This window comes from Solimonas marina, assembly GCF_012241385.1.
Taxonomy (GTDB): domain Bacteria; phylum Pseudomonadota; class Gammaproteobacteria; order Nevskiales; family Nevskiaceae; genus Solimonas; species Solimonas marina.
This window is the reverse complement of record NZ_JAAVXB010000001.1, coordinates 16,947-37,875: the sequence shown is the minus strand read 5'-3', so window position 1 is coordinate 37,875 and position 20,929 is coordinate 16,947. Positions and strand designations below refer to the sequence as shown.

Annotated in this window: 24 protein-coding genes; 15 read left to right on the top strand and 9 right to left on the bottom strand. The window is 65.9% G+C overall.

Annotated elements, in window-relative coordinates; all coding sequences use genetic code 11:
• Nucleotides 1-186 precede the first annotated feature (186 nt).
• On the top strand, nucleotides 187-795 hold the full coding sequence (locus tag G7Y82_RS00215; RefSeq protein WP_206370172.1) for an Isoquinoline 1-oxidoreductase subunit: 609 nt from the start codon (nucleotides 187-189) through the stop codon (nucleotides 793-795).
• Between the two features lie 25 nt (nucleotides 796-820).
• Here the strand turns inward: G7Y82_RS00215 and G7Y82_RS00210 are convergent, their stop codons facing one another.
• The 3 genes from G7Y82_RS00210 to G7Y82_RS00200 all read right to left on the bottom strand — a co-directional run bounded on the left by G7Y82_RS00210 (nucleotide 821) and on the right by G7Y82_RS00200 (nucleotide 2,718).
• Nucleotides 821-1,834, bottom strand: coding sequence for a ParM/StbA family protein (locus G7Y82_RS00210; RefSeq protein ID WP_168145984.1), 1,014 nt, complete (start codon nucleotides 1,832-1,834; stop codon nucleotides 821-823).
• A gap of 99 nt (nucleotides 1,835-1,933) precedes the next feature.
• The gene (locus tag G7Y82_RS00205) at nucleotides 1,934-2,323 is read right to left on the bottom strand and encodes a VOC family protein (protein ID WP_168145983.1); all 390 of its coding nucleotides are present in this window, start codon (nucleotides 2,321-2,323) and stop codon (nucleotides 1,934-1,936) included.
• Nucleotides 2,320-2,718, bottom strand: a complete 399-nt coding sequence (locus tag G7Y82_RS00200) for a GFA family protein (protein WP_240953997.1) — start codon at nucleotides 2,716-2,718, stop codon at nucleotides 2,320-2,322. Before G7Y82_RS00200 ends, G7Y82_RS00205 begins: the two co-directional genes overlap by 4 nt.
• A 56-nt stretch (nucleotides 2,719-2,774) precedes the next feature.
• On the opposite strand from G7Y82_RS00200, the gene dapF reads away from it, so the two are divergent.
• The 7 genes from dapF to G7Y82_RS00165 all read left to right on the top strand — a co-directional run bounded on the left by dapF (nucleotide 2,775) and on the right by G7Y82_RS00165 (nucleotide 8,377).
• The gene (dapF, locus tag G7Y82_RS00195; RefSeq protein WP_168145982.1) at nucleotides 2,775-3,614 is read left to right on the top strand and encodes a diaminopimelate epimerase; all 840 of its coding nucleotides are present in this window, start codon (nucleotides 2,775-2,777) and stop codon (nucleotides 3,612-3,614) included.
• Entirely contained in the window at nucleotides 3,602-4,300 is a 699-nt protein-coding gene (locus G7Y82_RS00190; protein ID WP_168145981.1) for a DUF484 family protein, read from the top strand. Before dapF ends, G7Y82_RS00190 begins: the two co-directional genes overlap by 13 nt.
• Nucleotides 4,297-5,274: a tyrosine recombinase XerC gene (locus G7Y82_RS00185; protein WP_168145980.1), complete on the top strand. Its 978-nt coding sequence runs from the start codon at nucleotides 4,297-4,299 to the stop codon at nucleotides 5,272-5,274. The genes G7Y82_RS00190 and G7Y82_RS00185 overlap by 4 nt, the downstream gene beginning before the upstream one ends.
• A gap of 238 nt (nucleotides 5,275-5,512) precedes the next feature.
• Entirely contained in the window at nucleotides 5,513-5,881 is a 369-nt protein-coding gene (locus G7Y82_RS00180) for a hypothetical protein (RefSeq protein WP_168145979.1), read from the top strand.
• Between the two features lie 146 nt (nucleotides 5,882-6,027).
• Nucleotides 6,028-6,570: an ATP-dependent protease subunit HslV gene (gene hslV, locus G7Y82_RS00175; protein ID WP_168145978.1), complete on the top strand. Its 543-nt coding sequence runs from the start codon at nucleotides 6,028-6,030 to the stop codon at nucleotides 6,568-6,570.
• 26 nt (nucleotides 6,571-6,596) lie between these two features.
• A complete protein-coding gene (gene hslU, locus G7Y82_RS00170; protein WP_206370171.1) occupies nucleotides 6,597-7,958 on the top strand; it encodes an ATP-dependent protease ATPase subunit HslU in 1,362 nt (453 codons plus the stop codon).
• Entirely contained in the window at nucleotides 7,958-8,377 is a 420-nt protein-coding gene (locus G7Y82_RS00165; protein ID WP_168145977.1) for a gamma-butyrobetaine hydroxylase family protein, read from the top strand. The genes hslU and G7Y82_RS00165 overlap by 1 nt, the downstream gene beginning before the upstream one ends.
• 10 nt (nucleotides 8,378-8,387) lie before the next feature.
• On the opposite strand, the gene G7Y82_RS00160 is transcribed toward G7Y82_RS00165, so the two are convergent.
• Entirely contained in the window at nucleotides 8,388-10,817 is a 2,430-nt protein-coding gene (locus G7Y82_RS00160) for a PAS domain-containing protein (RefSeq protein ID WP_168145976.1), read from the bottom strand.
• A 150-nt stretch (nucleotides 10,818-10,967) separates the two neighbouring features.
• Between G7Y82_RS00160 and ubiE the strand changes: the two genes are divergently transcribed.
• From ubiE to ubiB, 3 genes are read left to right on the top strand one after another with little or no spacing between them, the layout of a single operon-like run.
• Nucleotides 10,968-11,735 (top strand): bifunctional demethylmenaquinone methyltransferase/2-methoxy-6-polyprenyl-1,4-benzoquinol methylase UbiE, encoded by a 768-nt coding sequence (gene ubiE, locus G7Y82_RS00155; protein ID WP_168145975.1) that lies wholly within the window; start codon nucleotides 10,968-10,970, stop codon nucleotides 11,733-11,735.
• 49 nt (nucleotides 11,736-11,784) lie between these two features.
• Complete coding sequence (locus G7Y82_RS00150) at nucleotides 11,785-12,405, top strand: ubiquinone biosynthesis accessory factor UbiJ (protein ID WP_168145974.1); 621 nt, start codon at nucleotides 11,785-11,787, stop codon at nucleotides 12,403-12,405.
• Nucleotides 12,402-14,012, top strand: a complete 1,611-nt coding sequence (gene ubiB / locus G7Y82_RS00145) for a ubiquinone biosynthesis regulatory protein kinase UbiB (RefSeq protein ID WP_168145973.1) — start codon at nucleotides 12,402-12,404, stop codon at nucleotides 14,010-14,012. The genes G7Y82_RS00150 and ubiB overlap by 4 nt, the downstream gene beginning before the upstream one ends.
• Here ubiB and G7Y82_RS00140 read toward each other — a convergent pair.
• The 3 genes from G7Y82_RS00140 to G7Y82_RS00130 form a co-directional block, all read right to left on the bottom strand.
• A complete protein-coding gene (locus tag G7Y82_RS00140; protein WP_168145972.1) occupies nucleotides 13,998-14,849 on the bottom strand; it encodes a divergent polysaccharide deacetylase family protein in 852 nt (283 codons plus the stop codon). The two genes, ubiB and G7Y82_RS00140, sit on opposite strands and share 15 nt — an antisense overlap.
• A gap of 37 nt (nucleotides 14,850-14,886) precedes the next feature.
• Nucleotides 14,887-16,248, bottom strand: coding sequence for a S41 family peptidase (locus G7Y82_RS00135; protein WP_168145971.1), 1,362 nt, complete (start codon nucleotides 16,246-16,248; stop codon nucleotides 14,887-14,889).
• A 100-nt stretch (nucleotides 16,249-16,348) separates the two neighbouring features.
• On the bottom strand, nucleotides 16,349-17,506 hold the full coding sequence (locus G7Y82_RS00130; RefSeq protein ID WP_168145970.1) for a murein hydrolase activator EnvC family protein: 1,158 nt from the start codon (nucleotides 17,504-17,506) through the stop codon (nucleotides 16,349-16,351).
• Between the two features lie 59 nt (nucleotides 17,507-17,565).
• On the opposite strand from G7Y82_RS00130, the gene G7Y82_RS00125 reads away from it, so the two are divergent.
• The 4 genes from G7Y82_RS00125 to G7Y82_RS00110 all read left to right on the top strand — a co-directional run bounded on the left by G7Y82_RS00125 (nucleotide 17,566) and on the right by G7Y82_RS00110 (nucleotide 20,040).
• Entirely contained in the window at nucleotides 17,566-17,991 is a 426-nt protein-coding gene (locus G7Y82_RS00125) for a rhodanese-like domain-containing protein (RefSeq protein WP_168145969.1), read from the top strand.
• Nucleotides 17,992-18,017: 26 nt separating this feature from the next.
• Nucleotides 18,018-18,281: a glutaredoxin 3 gene (grxC, locus tag G7Y82_RS00120; RefSeq protein WP_168145968.1), complete on the top strand. Its 264-nt coding sequence runs from the start codon at nucleotides 18,018-18,020 to the stop codon at nucleotides 18,279-18,281.
• Between the two features lie 88 nt (nucleotides 18,282-18,369).
• Nucleotides 18,370-18,894, top strand: coding sequence for a protein-export chaperone SecB (gene secB, locus G7Y82_RS00115; protein ID WP_168145967.1), 525 nt, complete (start codon nucleotides 18,370-18,372; stop codon nucleotides 18,892-18,894).
• Nucleotides 18,895-19,032: 138 nt separating this feature from the next.
• Complete coding sequence (locus G7Y82_RS00110; RefSeq protein ID WP_168145966.1) at nucleotides 19,033-20,040, top strand: NAD(P)H-dependent glycerol-3-phosphate dehydrogenase; 1,008 nt, start codon at nucleotides 19,033-19,035, stop codon at nucleotides 20,038-20,040.
• A gap of 9 nt (nucleotides 20,041-20,049) precedes the next feature.
• On the opposite strand, the gene G7Y82_RS00105 is transcribed toward G7Y82_RS00110, so the two are convergent.
• Nucleotides 20,050-20,505, bottom strand: a complete 456-nt coding sequence (locus G7Y82_RS00105; protein ID WP_168145965.1) for a tRNA (cytidine(34)-2'-O)-methyltransferase — start codon at nucleotides 20,503-20,505, stop codon at nucleotides 20,050-20,052.
• Nucleotides 20,502-20,813, bottom strand: a complete 312-nt coding sequence (locus G7Y82_RS00100) for a putative signal transducing protein (protein ID WP_168145964.1) — start codon at nucleotides 20,811-20,813, stop codon at nucleotides 20,502-20,504. Before G7Y82_RS00100 ends, G7Y82_RS00105 begins: the two co-directional genes overlap by 4 nt.
• Nucleotides 20,814-20,929 lie beyond the last annotated feature (116 nt).

The window sequence follows — 20,929 nt, the reverse complement described above, 5'->3', positions numbered from 1 at the left end:
CGACTCCCCTCGGATGGTCAGGATCAGATGGTGAGCTTAACCCCTGACGACTGACGCGGACGTCCGTCTGGATTGCCTGATCCTCCGCAATCGACGGGTGGTCTCGCCGCTGCGTCGGCGTGCTGCTTATGATCGCCCGGTCATGCGGCCGCGCCTTCAGCGGCCCGTTCCACGGAGATGATCGTCATGCGCCTGATTCGCCTCGCGATGCTCGTTGGTGTGTTGGCTGCCGGCGGGTCCGCAGCCCGCGCCGCCGAACCGCTGAAGTCGCCAGCCGACTTTGCCGGCATTGCCGATCGCGGTGCGCGCTCGCAGGCGCTGTTCACCGAGGCGGGCAAGGTCATCACCAGCCCGCGCTGTCTGAACTGCCACCCGGTCGGCGACAGCCCGACTCAGGGCGATGACCTGCACGCGCATCTGCCGCATGTGGTGCGAGGTGCCGATGGTCATGGCGCGGTGGGGCTGGCCTGCCAGACCTGCCACCAGGCCGACAACTTCGCCTCGTCGGGTGTGCCCGGCAATCCGCATTGGGGCCTGGCGCCCCGCAGCATGGCCTGGCAGCACCACACGCTGGGTCAGATCTGCCGGCAGATCAAGGACAAATCGCGCAACGGCGGACGTTCGCTGGTGCAGTTGCACACACACATGGCCGACGATGCGCTGGTCGGGTGGGCCTGGCATCCGGGCATCGATTCGCACGGCCAGCCGCGTACCCCGGCCCCCGGTACGCAGCAGCAGTTCGGTGAGTTGATCGAAGCGTGGATTCAGACCGGCGCGGTCTGCCCGGCGAGCTGAGGCTTGCGGCGGAAGCCGGCGGACGTCAGCCGGCCGGCCAGAGGTGCATGCCGTACTTCCAGTAGCCGTGCACGTTGTTGAGGCGCGCGTCCTGGTCGGGTGGCATCGGCAGCACTTCACCTTCGAGCAATGGCTGCAGGTAAGGCGCCAGCGCTGCGCCGCCACCACCGGTGACGACGATGACGTCGATATCCCAGTCGTCGGCCCACAGGCGGTTCACTTCCTGGGAAATGCGCAATGCCAGCTGCTGTAGGGCGGCCTGGACGATGCCGGTCAGGTCGTAGCGCTTGCCCTTGATCTTGATCGAGCCACGGCTGACCGCGTCATAGAGTCGGTACAGCTCGATGCTGACGCCGCTCTTTTCATGCAGCACGTTGGCGATGGCCTGATAGGCACTGGCGATGCCGGCATCCGAGCTTTGCGAGCCGCGTTCGAGATAGCGGGTCTTTTCGCTGATCGTGTAGTCGGCCGTACGAAAGCCGATGTCGACGATGCCGATCTTCTCGGTAATGAAGCGCTGGCTGGCCGGTTTGCCGAGATCGTTGAGCATCAGATTGAACATCGAGCCGAACGGCTGCGGGATCACGCGCACGCGCTCGATGTTCAGCGTCTTGTCTTCCCGCTCGCCGCCGGGTTTGACGACCGTCACCGTGTGGCGGTTCTGCAGCAGCGTCATCAGCGCTTCGCGATGCTTGCGGAAGAAGCTGATCGGCAAGCCGGTGACGCAGCGGATCGGTTCGCCGTCGTCAGCGAACGGTGCCAGTGCGGCAATCGCCAGGGTCTTGGCGTATTGCGACAGGAACTGGGTCTGGTCGAGCGTGAAGCCGCGGCCGCGGGACTGCGCCTCGGCCAGTTCACCGACGAACGACGCCTGGCCGCCGATGATGAAGTGGCGCGGGAACGGCGCTGCGGCCGGCGTCAGGCTTTCACCGAACTGCACGTCGGGGGCATCGCCGACCACGGTCTTGAAAATCTGGAACTGTCGGCCGTCCGTTGCCTTGGTGAAGCCGAAACCGATGTCCGCGCCGAGAACTTTCACGCACCGCCCCTTTGAGATGTCGCTCGCGCCGCTGTCGGCGCATGTCGACCCGCATGATTCACACGCGGGTTGGCAAAAGCAAGGCGCACCGCCTCGCCCTCAATCGTCCTGTTGTAGCCCCAGCGCGCGATGCTCGACGAAATTGATGACGGTGCCGGCCGGGTCGACCAGCGCGAACGCGCGCTCGCCGTTGGCGAATTCGCGCATCGGCCCCAGCATCGCGACGCCGCGGCGCTGCAGCTGCTGGTACTCGTCATCGACGTTCTCGCTCTCGACGGCGATGCACAGGCCGCGTGTGGTCGTCGTGTGCTGGAAGATCGGCAGGGGCGCCTGATGCTCGGGGCGCAAGAAGCCGAGCTCCCAGCCGCGGAAACTGATGTGCGCGTACCAGTCGGCGCGAAAGACGATGCGGGCCTCCAGCGCGCGGCGGTAGAAATCGCAGCAGGCGCGAATCTCCGGCGTGGTGACGACGGCATAGACCCGCCTCACGGCGCGTCCCTGGACAGGCCAGCCAGGGACGCCCCGTGCTGTTCCCAGTTCTGGCCGTCGAAGTCTTCGATCTCGACCGAGGCGATCGTCGCCGAGGCCAGGCAGTTGAGGTTGACCGAATAGCCGTCGGGGTTGGAGCGTGGCACGTAGAACGACTTGATCCCGCAATGGCGGCAGAACAGATGGCGGGCGACGCCGGTATTGAAGCGGTACTCGCTGAGCGCAGCCGCGTCGCTGAGCAGCGTGAAGCACGAGGCCGGCACGATCAGGTGCAGGAACCCCGTCATCCGGCATACCGAGCAATTGCAGCGCTGCACGCGCAGTGCGGCCGGCACGCGGACGGCAAAGCGAACCTGGCCGCAGTGGCAGCCGCCCTGGTGAACGATCTGGTCCAAGAGATTTCCTTCGCGGCCTGCTACTGGCAACGCAGGCGCAGGCTTACAATATACGAATGAAGCTTCACTTCACCAAAATGCACGGGGCCGGCAACGATTTCGTCGTGATCGACGCGACGAGGTCGCGCTTCGCGCCAACGCCAGCGCTGCTCGAACGGCTCAGCGATCGACGCTTCGGCGTCGGCTGTGACCAGATTCTCGTCGTTGAAGCGCCGTCGGCGCCCGACGTCGATTTCGACTACCGCATCTTCAATGCCGACGGCAGCGAAGTCGGGCAGTGCGGCAACGGATCGCGCGCACTGGCGCGCTTCGTCCGCGAGCATGGTCTGTCCGACAAGGCGGCGATCCGCGTGCGCACCCAGACCAGCGTGCTCGAACTGCGGCATGTCGACGGCAACCGCTATCGCGTCGACATGGGCGCGCCCCGCCTCGATCCGGCCGACGTGCCGTTCGACGCCGCCGCGCGTGCCGAGCGCTATACATTGACGCTGGCGCACGGCGAGCCGCTGGAGATCGGCGTGGTCAGCATGGGCAATCCGCATGCGGTGATCGTCGTCGCCGACGTCGATACCGCGCCGGTGGCGGCGCTCGGCGAGGCCGTGCAACGGCATCCGGCTTTTGCGCAAAGCGTCAACGTCGGCTTTCTGCAGATCGTCGACCGCACGCATGTGCGACTGCGCGTCTATGAGCGCGGCGTCGGCGAGACCCTGGCCTGCGGCACCGGCGCCTGTGCGGCGGTCGTCGTCGGGCGGCTCTGGGGGCAGCTCGACGAGAGGGTTGACGTGCAGGTGCGCGGCGGTGAGCTTACGATCGAATGGAGCGGCGAGGGCCAGCCGGTGCTGATGACCGGGCCGGCGGAAACGGTGTTCGAGGGAGAAATTGAGTGGCCGAAGTAAACGCACAGAACAAGCCGGCCGCGACGCCCAAGCTCAACGAGCGCGAAATCGTCGCGTACCTGAAGGCGCACCCCGACTTTTTGTCGCGGCATCCGGATCTGCTGGAAGTGCTGGAGGTCAAGCACCGCGCCGGGTCGGCGGTATCGTTGATCGAAAAGCAGGTGGAGCTGCTGCGCGCGCGCAGCCAGCGTGTCGAGGACCGCATGGAGCGCCTGCTCGAAGCGGCGCGCGACAACGAACGTCGTCAGGATCACGTGCACCAGCTGGCGCGAACCCTGATCCGCGCGCCGTCGCTGGCCAGCGTTGCGGCCGGTCTCGGCAAGTGCATGCGCGAGGACTTCGGCATCGAGGCGACGCTGATCGGTATCAACTCGACGAACTACAAGCGCCATGACATCGACGGCATCGTCGCGATCGAGCCGGACGGTCGCATCGCCCGGGCGCTCGAGGATTTCTTCCGCACGCACCTGATCGAATGCGGGCCGATCGACGCGGACCGCGCGGCGCTGCTGTTCCCGAAGGCCGAGGTGCGTTCGGCGGCGATCGTGCCGCTCGAAAAGGAAAAGCGCCTCGGGTTCGTCGCGCTCGGCTCGACTGACCCGCAGCGCTTCGCGCCGCGGCAGGGCAAGATGTTTCTCGAATTGACGGCCGATCTGGTCGCCGCCGCAATTCGCGCACGGACATGAGCGATGCTCCGCCGGTCATTGCGCCGGCGGCACTGGCGCCCTGGATCGAGCGCTACCTCGACTACCTGCGTGTCGAGAAGCGCTATTCCCCGCACACGGTCGACGCCGCGCGTCGCGATCTGTCGCAGTTCGCGGTGTATTGCGCACGTGTGCGCATCGATGATCCGGCACGCATCGACTCCCATTTGATCCGGGACTGGCTCGGGGCGCAGCGCCGCGCCGGCCACGAGGCGGCCAGCCTGCATCGCTATCTTTCGAGTCTGCGCGGCTGGTTTCGTCATCTGTTGCGTGATGGGGCGGTGACCGCCAATCCGGCGGTTGCGGTGCGTGCACCGAAGCTGGTGCGCAAGCTGCCGGCGACGATCGATGCCGAGACCCTGGGCGCGGCGCTCGATCGCAGCGGAGATGGCGAGCTCGACCTTCGCGACCATGCGATCGTCGAACTGTTCTATTCGGCGGGATTGCGCCTGGCCGAGCTGCAGCAACTCGATCTCGACACGCTCGACCCGGATCGGGGCGCTTTCACCGTGCGCGGGAAGGGCAGCAAGGAGCGCGTCGCCATGCTCGGGCGCAAGGCGCGTGCGGCGCTCGATGCCTGGCTGGCCCTGCGCCCGCAATACGCCGATGCCGACGAACGTGCACTGTTCGTGTCGAGCCGTGGCCAGCGCCTGTCGCGCGGCGCGATCGCACAGCGTCTCAAGCAGTGGGCGCGGGCGCGCGAGCTCGATGTCGGCCTGCATCCGCATCGCCTACGCCATGCGTTCGCAACGCATATGCTCGAAAACAGCGGCGATTTGCGCGCAGTACAGGAAATGCTGGGTCATGCGCATCTGTCGACCACCCAGATCTACACCCACCTGGACTGGAAACATCTCGCGCGAGTCTATGATGACGCGCACCCGCGAGCGCGGCGCAAGGCTGGTCCCGCCGCGGTCGCCGCGGTTTCCTCCCTGAAAGAAAAGTTGAAAAAATAATAAAAATTAAGTCTTTTCAATATAAATACAAAAATAGTTAACTGTTCTGTTGTTTTGAATCTACTTTTCAGTGCTCGTTGAATGCCGCCTGAATCCTTTCTGAACCAGCTGTTAACGGTGTTCATGCGGCGCTTGTGTGCGTTGTAAAAGCCGGTATGATGCGCGGCCTTGGTGTCAGTTTTTCTCAAGCGGCGCCAAGGCATTCATTACTGATGAAGACTGATTCCGGGAGTTGAAAATGACGCGCAATGTACTGATGGCGATGGGCCTGGCGGCTGCCCTCGCGCTCGCTGCCTGCCACAAGAAGGAAGAAGCTCCGGCCCAGGCGCCGGCTGCCGAAGATATGGCGCCCGCGCCGGATGCCGCGGCTCCGGCCGAGCAGCAGGCTGCCGACGCCGCCGCTGCCGCCCAGTCGTGCACGCAGGATTGCGGCAACGGCGTGACGGCGACGATCCAGTGCGCCGCCGGCGAAACCGCCGTTTGCGATTGCGCTGCCGATCCGAAGGCCAAGTGCGAGCCGGCTGCCGCCGGTGACGACTCGACGGCCGCGCCGGCTGCCGACGGCACCGAGCCGGCTCCGCAGGGCGACGACAAGCAGCCGCAGTAAGACGCGCTGTCTGCCTCTGGCTGGATCTGAAAAGGCGCCGCAAGGCGCCTTTTCTTTTGCCCATTGCCCAGGCGCGCGGGCGCTGCCGTCTTGAAACGGCCGCGCGCCGTCCCCACCATCGCAGCTCGACTGAAGAACAGAAGATCATGCAACAGTTCGATGGAACCACCATTCTCGCCGTGCGCCGCAACGGCGAGGTCGCGCTCGGTGGCGACGGCCAGGTGTCGATGGGCAATACGCGCGTGAAGGGCAATGCGCGCAAGGTGCGCCGTCTCTATGGCGAGAAGGTGCTGGCCGGATTCGCCGGCGGTACGGCCGACGCGTTCACGCTTTTTGAACGGTTCGAGGGCAAGCTCGAGAAGCATGGCGGGCAGCTGGTGCGCGCCGCCGTCGAAATGGCCAAGGACTGGCGTACCGATCGCTACCTCCGACGCCTCGAAGCGCTGCTGATCGTCGCCGACACCGAAGCGACGCTGATGGTGTCCGGCAATGGCGATGTGATGGAGCCGGAACCGCACGGCGTGCTGGCGATCGGCTCCGGCGGCAGCTTCGCGTCGGCCGCGGCACGCGCGCTGGTCGAAAACACCGAGCTGTCGGCGCGCGAGATCGTCGAGAAAGGCCTGCACATCGCGGCCGATATCTGCATCTATACGAATCACAACCTGACGATCGAAACGCTGCCGGCTTGATGGCAGCGCGCCCCGACGAGAGAACGATGACCGACCTTTCCCCCGCCACTACTTCGATGATGACGCCGCGCGAGATCGTGCAGGAGCTCGATCAGCACATCGTCGGCCAGGCCGCTGCCAAGCGTGCCGTGGCGATCGCGCTGCGTAACCGCTGGCGGCGTACGCGCCTCGATGGACCGATGCGTGGCGAGATTCACCCGAAGAACATCCTGATGATTGGCCCGACCGGCGTTGGCAAGACCGAGATCGCACGGCGCCTAGCCAAGCTGACGCACGCGCCGTTCGTAAAGGTCGAGGCGACCAAGTTCACCGAGGTCGGCTACGTCGGCAAGGATGTCGAGACCATCATTCGCGATCTGGTCGACGGCGCGGTGAAGCTGACCCGCGAGCAGGCCATTCAGCGCATGCGCGATCGTGCCGAAGGCGCTGCCGAAGACCGTGTGCTCGATGTGTTGTTGCCGCCGCCGAAGGACTTCGGCGAGGCCAGCACGCAGCGCCAGAGCGAAAACAGCGCGGCGCGTCAGGTGTTCCGCAAGCAGCTGCGTGAAGGCAAGCTCGACGACAAGGAAATCGAGGTCAAGCTCTCCAATCCGACCGCCAACATGCAGTTGATGGGGCCGCCGGGCATGGAGGAAATGACGCAGCAGTTGCAGAGCATGTTCGCCAATCTTGGCCAGCAGCAGACGCGCTCGCGCAAGATGAAGATCAAGGACGCGTTCAAGCAGCTCACCGAAGAGGAAGCGGCCAAGCTGGTCGACGAGGAAGCGATCAAGACCGAGGCGATCCGCAATGCCGAGGAAAACGGCATCGTCTTCATCGACGAGATCGACAAGATCTGCAAGCGCGGCGAGTATGCCGGCGGCAGCGATGTCTCGCGCGAAGGCGTGCAGCGCGATCTGCTGCCGCTGATCGAAGGCTGCACGGTCAGCACCAAGTACGGGATGATCAAGACCGACCACATCCTGTTCATTGCTTCCGGCGCATTTCATCTGGCCAAGCCGTCCGATCTGGTGCCGGAGCTGCAGGGGCGCCTGCCGATTCGCGTCGAGCTCGATGCGCTGAAGACCGAGGACTTCCTGCGCATCCTGACCGAGCCGAGCTATGCGCTGACCGAGCAGTACAAGGCGCTGATGCTGACCGAGGGTGTGACGCTGCGTTTCGACGAATCCGGGCTGCGGCGCATCGCCGAGTTTGCCTGGCAGGTCAACGAGCAGACCGAGAACATCGGCGCGCGTCGCCTGCATACGTTGATGGAGCGGCTGCTCGAGGACATCGCGTTCGAGGCGCCGGACAAGGCCGGCAGCGAGCTGGTCGTCGACCGTGCGTTCGTCGACGGCAAGCTTGGCAAGCTGGCCGCCGACCAGGACCTGAGCCGCTACATCCTCTGATGGCGGCCCCGGCTCCGACGGCGATCCGCCTGCACCGCCAGCGCCGCGTGCTGGAGCTGACGTGGGCGGATGGACGCCGCCACGAATTCAGCTGCGAATATCTGCGGGTGTTCTCGCCGAGCGCTGAATTGCGCGGCCACGGCTTGCCGGAGCCCATGCTGGTCGGTGGCAAGCGCGACGTCGGGATCGCGCGGATCGAGCCGGTCGGTCGCTACGCGGTGCGCCTCGTGTTCGATGACGGCCACGATTCCGGGCTGTATTCGTGGGACGTGTTCGACGAGCTGGCACGCGACGAAGCGCGCAATTGGACGCGTTATCTCGAGCGGCTGGCGGAAGTCGATATGTCGCGCGATCGCGATGTCGTCAAGCTGGCGGCGCTGGTCGGCCAGTACAAGCCGCCACAGAAGCCGGGCGGCTGACGGCGGGCGATCAGTCGTCGAGCTGCAGCAGCTGCGATATCGGCTCGGCGACGTGAAACAGATGGCCCTGCAGATAGTCGGATCCCAACGCCACGAGGATTTCGCGCGTCGCTTGCGTCTCGACGCCCTCGGCAACGATCTCCAGGCCCAGCGCCTTGCCGATGCGAATGATCGATTCGACGATGGTTCGATTCAGCGCGTCGGCCGACAGTTCGCGTGTGTACGACATGTCGATCTTCAGGCCGTCGACCTTCATCTCACGCAGATAGTCGAACGACGTGAAGCCGCTACCGAAGTCGTCGAGCATCACGCGACAGCCGATCTGTCGCAGCCGTGAGACCAGCCGTCGCGCCGTGCCGAAACTGCGCAGCGCCATGCCTTCGGTGATCTCGAAGCGCAGGCGCGACGGCGGGAAGCGATAGCGCTCCAGCGCGTCGAACAGAAAATCGGCGAAGGCCGGGTCGGACGCGCTGTGCGCGGTCAGGTTGATCGCCGTGTAGCCGAACTGCGGCTGGCCACTGCGATCGAGATGACGCGCCAGCGTCGCCAGCGAATGCTCGACGACCCAGCGGTCAACGCGCCCCGATAGCCCGAAGCGCTCGGCAGCCGTCAGGAATGCCATCGGCCGGTGGATGAAGCCGTCGCTGTCGCGAATGCGGATCAGGACTTCGTAATTCGGCAGCGCTGCATCTTCGGCGCTGATGATGCGCTGGCCGTAGAGCAACACATCGCCGTTCTCCAGCGCCTGCTGGATGCGCGATGCCCAATTGCCTTCGACGAAGGCCTGACGTACCGCCGCGTCGCGTGCGCTGTAGCTCTGACATCGGCCGCCGCCGTGGCGTTTGGCGATGTAGCACGCGGTATCGGCTTCGGCGAGCACGGTATTGGCGTCGCTGGTATCGGCATCGATGACGCCAATGCCGACGCTGGCCGACAGCGCGTAGCTGCGCCCTTCGTACTCAAAACGCATCGCGCCGATCGTGCGCACCAGCGATTCGCCCAGATCGAGGGCGTCGGCCGGCGTCGAGTGCGGCAGCAGGATGGCGAATTCGTCGCCGCCGGTGCGGGCCAGCACGGCTTTTTCCGGCACCGTCGTGCGCAGCCGGTCGGCGATCTCACGAACCACGCGATCACCGGTGCTGTGACCGGCGGTTTCGTTGATCAGCTTGAAGTGATCGAGATCCAGATACAGCAAGGTGTGGCGGCTGACGCCGAGCCGAGCGGTGCTGAGCCAGTGCACGAGTTCGGCTTCGAGCTCGCGGCGGTTGGGCAGGTCGGTCAGCGCATCGTGGCTGGCCTGGTGAATCAGCTGATCCGACAGCAGCCGCATGTGCGAAAGGTCATGCAGCACGCAGACGCAGCCGAGCAGGCTGCCGTCACGAGCGCGCAGCGGACCCAGGGAAATCTCCACCGGGACGCCTTCGCCATGCTGGTTCTGCAGCAGCATCGGCGGCATCACCGTGTCGGCATCCTGTTCGCCGGCCAGCACGCGGCCGATCGGGTCCGCCAGCTCCTGCGAGCCGCGTTCGGTGAAAAACGTGACGACGTCGGTGAACGGCTGGCCGGTGACGGCGTCGAGTTGCTCGTGACCGAGCAGGCGCAGTGCCGCGATGTTGCAGAAGCTGATGCGACCATCACGATCGGTGCGCAGCACGCCATCGGTGATCGACGCCAGGGTGACCTGCGCCAGTTCCTTTTCGGCGTGCAGTGCCTCTTCATAGCGGCGCCGTTCGCGAACGTCCTGGACCTGGGTGATGAAATACTGCGGCGCGCCGTTTTCGTCACGCAGCAATGACACGTCGACCTGCACCGGCAGTGCCGAGCCGTCACGGGCGATGTAGCGCTTGTGCTGACGGACGGTCGGCGACGAGCCGGACATCAGCGCCTCACGTGTGGCCTCGTCGTCGGCGCGGTCGTCCGGGTGCGTGATGTCGTAAGAATGCTGCCTGAGCAGGGTGTCGGCGTCGTAGCCGAGCATCTCGCACAGAGCGCGGTTGACGTCGAGCAGGCGGCGCTGTAGCGACTGCACAGTCATGCCGATCGGCGCGGCGTCGAACATCAGGCGGAAGCGTCGTGCGCCGTCGTCGAGTGCCATGCGGAAGTCGTGGATATCGGTAGCGCTGCCAACCATGCGGCGCGGATGGCCCCCCGCGCCACGCTCGACGACGTGTCCGCGCACCGAGATCCAACGGTAGTGCCCGTCGCTGCAGCGAATCCGGTGCTCGTGGCGGAAGCTCGGTGTTTCCCCGCGCAGATGTGCCGCCAGCGCCTGCTGCATGCCGTCGCGGTCATCGGGGTGCAACAGCGGCCAGTCGCTACCGCGCGCGAGATCCTGGCTGCCGTCGCCGAAATCCCACTCCCACAGCTGCGCCTCGGCTTCCTCGAGCGCTTTGCTCCACGGCGTTGCGTGCGGGCCCGCTGGCGTCAGGGCGGAATTCATGCGGATTCTGGCGGACATGCGATGGGCATTCTGACGATGATATTCGCTACCGGCCGCCGCCGTCGCCCAGGCCGACCGGCGGTGGTCGCGGCGCGTTCGCCGGTGCGCGCCGGCTTGCGGCTACAATGCCGGACGAGCGAAAGATCGACCATGCCCCGCGATACTGAAAAAGATTCCGCCGACTACACCCACTTCGGCTACGAGCAGGTTCCGGTCGGCGACAAGCGCCGCCGCGTGGCCGGCGTCTTCACGTCGGTCGCACACAAGTACGACCTGATGAACGACCTGATGTCGATGGGCGTGCATCGGGTCTGGAAGCGTTTCGCAATCGACCTGGCAGGCGTCCGCGCCGGCGAGCATGTGCTCGACGTCGCTGGCGGCACCGGCGATCTGACGCGCGAGTTCGCCAAGGCGGCGGGGCCCAAGGGCCTGGTGATCCTGTCGGATATCAACGCCGCGATGCTCGCCGAAGGCCGCAAGCGCCTCGTCGATCATGGCCTGCTCAATGTACCGATCGTGCAGGCCAACGCCGAGATGCTGCCGTTTGCCGAAGGCAGCTTCGACTGCATCACGATCGGTTTCGGTCTGCGCAATGTCACCGACAAGGACGCGGCGCTGCGTTCGATGACACGCTGCCTCAAGCCAGGCGGTCGTCTGCTGGTGATGGAGTTTTCCAAGCCGCTGAATCCGCTGCTCGGCAAGGCGTACGACCAGTACTCTTTCAAGCTGCTGCCAATGATGGGCCGCGTCGTCGCGCGTGACGAGGATTCGTATCGCTATCTCGCCGAATCGATCCGCATGCATCCGGACCAGCAGACGCTGAAGGGCATGATGGAAGGCGCCGGTCTGGAGCGCGTGCAGGTCTACAACCTGTCTGGCGGCATCGTCGCCGTGCACCGCGGATTCCGCCTCGAATGACGCACGTGCGACAGGCCCGGCCGACGGCCGGGCGCGTGGAGCGCCGCTCGTGAACCCGCCGTCGATGTTGTCGGCAGCGCTCGAAGTCGCGCTGAATCGCTATCTGGCGCTGGAGGCCGACGCGCTGGCCGAGTGCGCGGCGCTGTCGGGCCGCAGCATCGCGCTGTCGGTCGACGCGCCGGACTGGACCTTTCTGATCGAATTTCACGGCGGCGGCGTGCGCGTCCTGCCAGCCGACATGCTGGCGCCCGACGTCAGCGTTCGCGGCTCGCTGACGACGCTGATGCGCCTGGCATTCGCCGTCGGCCGCGGCGACGGCGGCGTCCCGCAGGGTCTGACGATCGACGGTGACGTCGAACTGCTGCGCCGCTTCAACCGCACGCTGGCGAGTGTCGGCTTCGACCCCGAGGAATTCGCGGCGCGCTTCGTCGGCGATGCCGCCGCACATCGTCTGACGCAAGGCTTGCAAACGCTATTCGGCTGGGGGCGCCGCAGCGCCGATACGCTGGCGCTCGATACCGCCGAGTATTTGCGTGAAGAAACGCGCGATCTGGCGCGGGCGCCGGACGTCGACGACTGGGCGGACGCCGTCGACACCTTGCGCGACGATGTCGAGCGCTTCGACGCGCGATTGCGCCGCCTCGAAGCCGGCAACGGAGACGCGTCATGATGTCGTTCGGGCGGCTGCGCCGCGTCTGGCAGATTCGTCGCGTTGCGCGACGCTATGGCCTTTACGAGTTCGCCGGCCGCAAACCGACCAAGGATCCGCGGCCACGTGGCGAGCGCCTGCGGTTGGCGCTCGAGGAGTTGGGGCCGGTCTTCATCAAATTCGGCCAGGCGCTGTCGACACGACCGGACATCGTGCCGGCCGACATCGCCGAGCAGTTGGCGCTGTTGCAGGACCGTGTCCCGCCGTTCTCCAGCGCCGAAGCGCGCGCCATCATCGAGAGCGAGCTGGGCAAGTCGATCGATGACGTCTTCGTTGAATTCGACGACACGCCAATGGCGTCGGCGTCGGTGGCACAGGTCCATGCCGCCAAGCTCAAGGGCGAGGACGGCGGCGAGCCGTTCAATGTCGTCGTCAAGGTCCTGCGGCCTGGCATCGATGCGATCATGCGCAGCGATATCGAGTTGCTGCACACGCTGGCGGGTCTCGCCGAGCGCTTCTCGTCCGACCTGCGCCGTCTGCGGCCGCGCGACGTGGTGGCCGAGTACGAGAAGGTGTTGCTCGACGAGCTCGACCTGATGCGTGAGGGAGCGGCCTGCGCGCAACTGCGCCGCAACTGGCTCGGCTCCAACCTGATCTACCATCCGCTGGTGTTCTGGGACTACACGCGGACCCGCGTGCTGGTCATGGAACGCATCTACGGTGTGTCGATCCGCGAGCTCGACAAGCTGCGTGCGATGGGCGTGGACTTCAAGGTGTTGTCCGAACGCGGCGTCGAGATCTTCTTCAAGCAGACCTTCGTCCACAATTTCTTTCACGCCGACATGCACCCGGGCAACATCTTCGTCGATGTGTCCGATCCGGCGCGACCGAGTTACATGGCGGTCGACTTTGGCATCGTCGGCACGCTGACCGCGTCCGATCAGCGCTACCTGGCCGAGAACTTCTACGCGTTCTTCAATCGCGACTACAAGCGCGTTGCCGAACTGCATCTGGAATCCGAGTGGATTCCGGAAGGCACGCGTGTCGAGGACTTCGAAGCCGCGATTCGCACGATCTGCGAGCCGATCTTCCAGCGGCCGCTGCGCGACATCTCGTTCGGGTTCTTCCTGCTGCGCCTGTTCCAGGTGGCGCGGCGTTTCAATTACCAGGTGCAGCCGCAGTTGGTGCTGTTGCAGAAGACCTTGCTGCAGATCGAGGGACTGGGCCGTCAGCTCAATCCCGATCTCGATCTGTGGAAGACCGCCAAGCCGATCATGGAAGAGTGGATGCGCTCGCGCCTGGGGCCGGTGGCGACCTTCGAGCGCATGCGCGCGCAGGGGCCGTCGCTGGCCGAGTCGCTGCCGGAGATCGCCCAGCACGCGCTGCAGCAGCTGCGCCGCGGCGAAGGCTTCGGACACAGCCGTCGCGAGCTCGACGCCTTGCGTGCCGAGATTCGCACGGGGAATCGTCGCACCTTGCTGATGCTCGCGGGCCTGGGCTGTGGCGGCATTGCCGCGGCGGCGTGGTTCGCTGCGCGCAGCGCGCCGGATACGACACTGCACGTGGCCGGCTACGTGGCGGCGGTGGCCGCCGCGCTGCTGGTCTGGCGCGCGCTACGGCGCGTCTGAGGCGACGGTCGTCGGTGCCTGCGGCGGCGCATGCAGACGGCCGCTGTACCGTAATGCCACGGTCGCCGGCTGTGGCGCCGGCTCGTAGTGTGCGATCAGCCTGGACGGCGGCAGCAGCACGATGCCCTGCGCGGCGAGCTGCGGCAGGCGCTGCGCCAGAACCTTCAGCGTTGCCGGGTGTGGATGGCCGATCGCGACCGCGTAACCGTGGTGGCGTGCCTGGCGCAGCAGTTCGTCGAACTGAGCGTTGATGGCCGCTGGGGTCGCCGTGTTGTCGAGGAAAACGTCGCGGCGGATGCTCGGCATCCCGTAGGCGCGCGCCATCGGGTAGGCGACGCTGCGCGCGCTGGTGTAGCTGTCGATGAAGTAGCCGATGTGATGCAGCAGCAGCGCGTGCATCAGCCAACGCATCGCCGGCCGGCTTGATGTCGCCAGGCTACCTTGATGATTGTTGACGCCGTCGACATGCGGCACGGCGGCGAGCATGCGCGTCAGTTCGGCATTGCGGGTTACGTCCGGCGCACCGGTCGGCAGCGGTTGCGGCTGCGCCTTGCGCGCGTCGATCGGCGCCAACGGCAGATGCAGCAGCACTTCCTTGCCGCGCGCATGGGCCTCGTCGGCATAGCGGTGCGTGTAGGGCGCATCGGGCAGGAACGAGCAGGCGACGGCGCCGGGCAACTGGGTGGCCGCGCGCGTTTCCGCCGCGTTGTAACCGAGATCGTCGATGACGATGGCGATGGCGATCGGCCGCGGCGCGGCGTGAACGGTGAGCGGGCCGAGCAGCGTCGCGACCGCGATCGCCACCACCGCCCCCGGGCGGGCGCTGCATCTGCTCATGCCCGTCTCCCCCCGGAGTGCGGTGGTGTGTCGGCGCTTAGTTGGCGCCGTCGCCGAGTGCGGTCTTGCTGAGGATCAGGCCACGCAGGATGTTTGACGCCTCGTACAGGCCGTAATCGCTCTCGGCCAGCTTCTGTGCGTCCTCGGCCTGGCGCTTGCGCTCGGCGGCATCCTTCTCGCGCTGTTCCTGCGATTCCTTGTCGTCCGTGTTGGTCAGGCTGCCCTTGAGGTCGGCCTCGGTGATCGGGTCGAAGTCCGGCTTGTCGTCGTCCGTCTTGGCGATCTGCAGCGGGCGGATCGGCACGTCCGGCTGGATGCCTTCAGCCTGGATCGAGCGCCCGGACGGCGTGTAGTAGCGCGCCGTGGTGATCTTGATCGCGCCGCCGTTCGACAGCGGCAGGATGGTTTGCACCGAGCCCTTGCCGAACGAGCGGGTGCCGACGATCAGCGCACGGTGTGAATCCTGCAGCGCACCCGCGACGATTTCCGACGCCGATGCCGAGCCACCGTTGATCAGCACCACCATCGGTGCGCCCTTGAGGATATCGCCGGGCTTGGCGTCGAACTCGCGGCGCGCTTCCGGCTCGCGGCCCTTGATCGTGACGATCGGGCCATGCGTGATGAAGTCGTCGCCGACCTGAACCGCCGCGTCGAGCACGCCGCCGGGGTTGTTGCGCAGATCGAGGACCATGCCCTTGATCGGCGTCTTGCTGTCCTTCTGCAGCTTGGCGAACTGCTTGCGCAGCGAATCGCCGGTCTCGGTCGTGAAGCTGGAGATACGCAGGTAAGCGATGCCGTCGTCGAGCATGCGGCCGCGTACGCTGTCGACCGAGATCGTCTCGCGCGTCAGGTCCATCACCTTCGGGGCGGAATCGCCTTCGCGGACGATGGTCAGCTTGATCTTGCTGCCGGGCTCGCCGCGCATCTTGTCGACGGCCTCGTTGAGCGTCAGCCCCTTCACCGGCGTGTCGTCGATCTTGACGATCAGGTCGCCCGGCTTGATGCCGGCCTTGGCCGCCGGCGTGTCATCGATCGGTGAGACGACGCGAACGAAGCCATCCTGCATCTGCACTTCGATGCCGAGACCGCCGAACTTGCCCGTCGTGATGACGTTCATGTCCTTGTACTCGTCCTTGTCCATATAGGCCGAGTGCGGGTCCAGGCCCGAGATCATGCCGCGCTCGGCATTCTCGATCAGCGTCTTGTCGTCGACCGGTTCGACATAGTCGGCCTTCACCCGGTTGAGGATTTCGACGAAGGTCTGCAGATCCCTGAATCCCAGCGTGTCGGTGGCGGTCGACTGCGGCTTGTCGGCGAGCACGCTCTGAGTGAGCGTGGCGGCCGCGCCGAGGAGGGCGCCGGCGGCCAGCGCCAGCGGAACACGATAGGAACGAGGCATGTAATCTGACTTGATTGAACGCTGGGGAACGGCGGGACGATAGCAAAGCCTGGGACTGCGCAGCAAAGGCAAGGGTTCCCGAATGCGGGAAAATCGGCGATCAGCGGGCCAGCCAGCTGTTGGGGTTGACCGCGTCGGCGCCCTTGCGAATCTCGAAATAGACACCGGCCTGTTCGTAACCGCCGGTGTTTCCGGCGGTGGCGATGGTCTGCCCGGCCCGGACCGGGTCGCCGACCTTGACGTTGGCGCCCGCGCAATGACCGTACAGCGAGAAATAGCCACCGTCGTGCTCGACCAGCACGATCAGCCCGTAGCGGTGCATCCAGCCGACGTACACGGCGCGGCCCCGCGCCACCGACCGGACCGGCGTGCCTTCGCTGGCGGCAATCCAGTCGCCATTCCACTTCAGGCGGCCATCGGCCTTGCCGTCGCCGTAACGCGCGAGCAGCGTGCCACGGACCGGCCACGGCAGCTTGCCGCGCAGCTTGGTGAACGCCTCGTTGCTGGGCGTGACGTCTGGCGGCAACGTTGCCAGCGCCTTCTTCAACGACTCGATCAGCTTGCGAATGCTGCGCTCATCGGCCTTCAGCTGCGCGAGGTTGTCCTCCTCGCCGGACAGCCGGGACTTGAGCTGGGTCAACAGTCCGGCGCGAGCCTGCTGCTGGCCCTGGAGGTCGGCGAGGGTTTTCTTCTGATCCTGCTGCAATGCGACCAGTTGGTCGTTTTCTTCCTGTAGCCGGTCGGCCAGCGCCTGCAATTGCTGGGCGTGCTCGCGAATCTGCGCGATCGCCGCCAGCTGTGCGCGTTGCAGATAGCCGTAGTAGCTGAGCATGCGACCGACGGTCTGCGCGTCGTCGAGGTTGAGCAGCAGTTGCGTTTCGCCCTGGCGGCCGAGGATGTATTCGGCGCGCACCTGGCGGGCGAGGCTGTCACGGCGCGCGGCAAGCGCGGCCTGCGCCTGCGCCTGCTGCGCCTCGGTGTCGCTGATCTTGCGCTGCTGGGCGTCGAGCTTGGCATCCACTTCGCGCACCGCCTGCCGTGCATCGGCAAGCTTGCGCTCGACATCCTGCATCTGCCGCGCCAGATCGTCGCGCGTGCCGCGGTCGGATTCGACCTGCTTTTGCAGGGCGCTGATTTTGTCGCGGACCGTGTCCAACGCCTTCTGCTTGTCGCCGATGGAGTCGGCGCCGGCCGGCAGGCACACGGCCGCGAGCACGGCCGCCAGGGCGAGGGCAGGGCAGGAAGCGCGGCGGAACATGCGATAATGCTAGCCGTTCTTTCTTCAATTTGATGCGGCGCGAGCCGCGGCGACGATTCATGGCCCAGTTTTTCGAGTTTTTTCAGGCGCACCTCGTGCTGTTCATCGCCCTGCTCGTGGTGCTGGCGCTGCTGGTCGCCAACGAGTTGCACGGCAATATGACCGGCGGCAAGAAGATGTCGACCGCCGACGCCGTACGCCTGATCAACGACCGGGACCCGCTGATCGTCGACATTCGTCCAGCCGCCGACTTCAAGCGTGGCCATCTGCTCGGCGCTTTTCATGCCCCGGCCGCCAAGATCGACGATTACCTCGGTCAGCTGGCGCGCGACAAGGCACGGCCCGTGCTGGTCTATTGTGCGCTCGGCGGCAGCAGCGGCACGGTTGCCGAAAAGCTGCGCAAGAACGGTATGGCCGAGGTTTACCCGCTGCGCGGCGGCATCAATGCCTGGACGACAGCAAACCTGCCGGTGACTACCAAGTAGTGCCGGCCGATCAGTGGTGATGCGTGATGAAGCGAGTGTTGATGTACACAACGAGGGTTTGCCCTTACTGCGTGATGGCCAAGCGGCTGCTGGACATCAAGGGCGTGGCCGTTCAGGAAGTGCGGATCGACGAGGACGCCGCGCGGCGTGATGAAATGATGCGGCTGACCGGTCGCCGGACCGTGCCGCAGATTTTCGTCGGCGAGACGCATGTAGGGGGTTGTGACGACTTGCATGCGCTGGAGCGTGCCGGCAAGCTCGACGCCCTGTTGCAGGACGAGTCCAGCTGACCCTTGGGACGCAGGCCGGTTTTCGGGTCGACCATGCTGTCACCGCGCTGCTGACTTACATCATAGATTTCAAAAACATAGAACCATCATGAGCGATACCGAAACGCCAGAAGCCCCGGCTGCCGCCGAAGGCAATGCCCAGCCGCAGCAGCGCCAGGTGCTGTTGCAGAAGATTTACGTCAAGGATGCGTCGATCGAGGTGCCGCTGGCGCCGCAGATCTTCACGCGTCAGTGGCAGCCGCAGCTCGATGTGCAGGTCAACACCGAAGCCAAGCCGCTGGAGACCGACGGTCTGCTGGTGACGCTGGCGATCACGGTGACCGCCAAGCTCGGCGAAGACACGGCGTTCCTGGTCGAGGCGCACCAGTCCGGTATCTTCACGGTGCGCGGCTTCACGCAGCCGGAAGAGCGCGCTGCCGTGGCCGCCGCGTACTGCCCGAACCTGCTGTTCCCGTTTGCGCGCGAAACGATCGCCGACATGGTGCAGCGCGCCGGCTTCCCGCAGTTCCTGCTGCAGCCGATCAACTTCGACGCGATCTACCTCGAGCACCTGCAGCGCAGCCGCGCCGAGCAGGCTGGCGAAGCGGCTCCGGCCGCCAACAACCTGAATTGAGGTTGCGCCGACGGGCCGGCCGGGATGACGCCGGCCGGCCCGTCTTTTTTTGTCCCGACGCCGAGCACGATGCCGTCACTCGCGGTAGGGTGGCGATTGGCATGGCGCATGGATGCGCATGACGACAGGAGAAATCGAATGACCAACGCAACGGCCGTCATTGGTGCCGGTTCGTTCGGCACTTCGCTGGCGATCCAGCTGGCGCGGCGTGGTTCGACGACGCTGCTGTGGGGCCGCAACGCCGACAAGCTGGCGGCGATGCAGGAGGCGCGCGAGAACGCGCAATACCTGCCGGGCTGTCACTTCCCGGTCAAGCTGGCGGCGACCGCGGATCTGCCGGGCGCGGTCGACGCGGCCGATGACCTGCTGATCGCCACCCCGTCGCATGCGCTGCGTGCGACGCTCGAACAGCTCAAGCCCATGCTGCGCGAGGGCCAGGGCCTGATCGCGGCCTGCAAGGGTCTGGAGCCGAACACCGGCAAGCTGGTGCATGAGGTCATCGAGGACGTTTATGGCAGCAGCCGGCCGTTCGGGGTGTTGTCCGGGCCGACGTTTGCCAAGGAACTCGGCATCGGCCTGCCGACCGCAGTGACGATCGCCTCGGCCGATGAAGCCTATGCCGAGAATTTTGCGCGCTTGCTGCACGGTGACGGCTTTCGTGCGTACTGGAGCGAGGATCTGGTCGGCGTCGAGATCGGTGGTGCGGCGAAGAACGTCATGGCGATCGGCGTCGGCATCGCCGACGGCTTGTCGCTCGGTGCCAATACCCGCGCGGCGCTGATCACGCGCGGCCTGGCGGAAATCATGCGCCTGGCGATCGCGATGGGCGGCAAGGCCGAGACGCTGATGGGCCTGGCCGGCATGGGCGATCTGGTCCTGACCTGTACCGACAATCAGTCGCGCAATCGCCGCATGGGCCTGCTGCTGGCGCAAAACCGCAGCGTCGACGAGGCGATTGCCGAAATCCAGCAGGTTGTCGAGGGCGTCAAGGCCGCGCCGGAAGTATTGCGACTGGCCCAGCGCTACGAAGTCGACATGCCGATCACGGCAGCGGTGCATGGCGTGCTGATCGGCCGGCTCAGTGCCGTCGAAGCGGTCAATCTGCTGGCGACACGGCCGGCGCGCGCGGAAGTCGTTGCCGACTGAGCCGCGCGCCTACGCGAAGCCGAACTGGCGCCAGGCTTCGTAGACGCCGACGGCGACCGCATTCGACAGGTTCAAGCTGCGGTTGCCGGGGCGCATCGGCAGCCGCAGGCGCTGCGTCTCGGGCACCGAGTCGAGCACGTCGTCCGGCAGGCCGCGTGTCTCCGGGCCGAACAGCAGGATGTCGCCGTCGCGAAATTCGAACTGATCGTAGCGTTGCGTGCTGCGCGTCGAGAACGCCAGCCAGCGTGCGTCCGGTCGCGCTGCGCGCAGCGCGTCCAGCGACGCGTGACGGGTGACGTTGACCATCTCGTGATAGTCGAGGCCGGCGCGCTTGACCGAGGCGTCGTCGATGCGAAAGCCCAGCGGCTCGATCAGATGCAGCGGCGCGCCGGTATTGGCGCACAGGCGGATGATGTTGCCGGTATTCGGTGGAATTTCCGGTTGGTAAAGCGCGACTTCGATCATGGTCCGGTCGGGCGTTCGAGCCCGCAGGCCCAGCAGATTTCGAAATGCACCGGCGAGCGTTCACCGCAGCCGCAGAGCCAGGACGCCTGCGCGTGGCGGCGGTGTTCGTAGCGACGCAACAGCTCGCGCGCCGGTTCGACGTCACGCTGATCGTCGACGACCAGTCGCGGCCACGCGTCCAGCGGCAGATCGCCGCGACCGCCCCATAAGGCGGCGCCGAAAACCCGCGCGGCGATGCCGTGCTGCGCCAGATAGCTGCGCAGAATCTCGGCTTCGATCGGGTCGGCCGCAGCGTAAATGGTGTGCATGCGCGGATTGTAGGCGCTTCGCGCGCCGTCACGAATCCCAAGAGCCCAACCGCCGACTCTGTGTCCGAGTACGGTGCCGGATCTGTGCCGGCCAACATCGGTGCGTTGCGTGCGTT

Excerpts from the sequence above, each read along its gene's own strand:
- G7Y82_RS00215 (WP_206370172.1), top strand. The coding sequence starts at position 187 with ATGCGCCTGATTCGCCTCGCGATGCTCGTTGGTGTGTTGGCTGCCGGC.
- G7Y82_RS00135 (WP_168145971.1), bottom strand. The coding sequence starts at position 16,248 with ATGCCTCGTTCCTATCGTGTTCCGCTGGCGCTGGCCGCCGGCGCCCTC.
- G7Y82_RS00185 (WP_168145980.1), top strand. The coding sequence starts at position 4,297 with ATGAGCGATGCTCCGCCGGTCATTGCGCCGGCGGCACTGGCGCCCTGG.
- G7Y82_RS00100 (WP_168145964.1), bottom strand. The coding sequence starts at position 20,813 with ATGCACACCATTTACGCTGCGGCCGACCCGATCGAAGCCGAGATTCTG.
- G7Y82_RS00180 (WP_168145979.1), top strand. The coding sequence starts at position 5,513 with ATGACGCGCAATGTACTGATGGCGATGGGCCTGGCGGCTGCCCTCGCG.
- ubiB (WP_168145973.1), top strand. The coding sequence starts at position 12,402 with ATGATGTCGTTCGGGCGGCTGCGCCGCGTCTGGCAGATTCGTCGCGTT.
- G7Y82_RS00105 (WP_168145965.1), bottom strand. The coding sequence starts at position 20,505 with ATGATCGAAGTCGCGCTTTACCAACCGGAAATTCCACCGAATACCGGC.
- hslV (WP_168145978.1), top strand. The coding sequence starts at position 6,028 with ATGCAACAGTTCGATGGAACCACCATTCTCGCCGTGCGCCGCAACGGC.
- grxC (WP_168145968.1), top strand. The coding sequence starts at position 18,018 with ATGAAGCGAGTGTTGATGTACACAACGAGGGTTTGCCCTTACTGCGTG.
- hslU (WP_206370171.1), top strand. The coding sequence starts at position 6,597 with ATGACCGACCTTTCCCCCGCCACTACTTCGATGATGACGCCGCGCGAG.
- G7Y82_RS00165 (WP_168145977.1), top strand. The coding sequence starts at position 7,958 with ATGGCGGCCCCGGCTCCGACGGCGATCCGCCTGCACCGCCAGCGCCGC.
- G7Y82_RS00110 (WP_168145966.1), top strand. The coding sequence starts at position 19,033 with ATGACCAACGCAACGGCCGTCATTGGTGCCGGTTCGTTCGGCACTTCG.
- G7Y82_RS00160 (WP_168145976.1), bottom strand. The coding sequence starts at position 10,817 with ATGAATTCCGCCCTGACGCCAGCGGGCCCGCACGCAACGCCGTGGAGC.
- G7Y82_RS00130 (WP_168145970.1), bottom strand. The coding sequence starts at position 17,506 with ATGTTCCGCCGCGCTTCCTGCCCTGCCCTCGCCCTGGCGGCCGTGCTC.
- G7Y82_RS00140 (WP_168145972.1), bottom strand. The coding sequence starts at position 14,849 with ATGAGCAGATGCAGCGCCCGCCCGGGGGCGGTGGTGGCGATCGCGGTC.
- secB (WP_168145967.1), top strand. The coding sequence starts at position 18,370 with ATGAGCGATACCGAAACGCCAGAAGCCCCGGCTGCCGCCGAAGGCAAT.
- G7Y82_RS00125 (WP_168145969.1), top strand. The coding sequence starts at position 17,566 with ATGGCCCAGTTTTTCGAGTTTTTTCAGGCGCACCTCGTGCTGTTCATC.
- ubiE (WP_168145975.1), top strand. The coding sequence starts at position 10,968 with ATGCCCCGCGATACTGAAAAAGATTCCGCCGACTACACCCACTTCGGC.
- dapF (WP_168145982.1), top strand. The coding sequence starts at position 2,775 with ATGAAGCTTCACTTCACCAAAATGCACGGGGCCGGCAACGATTTCGTC.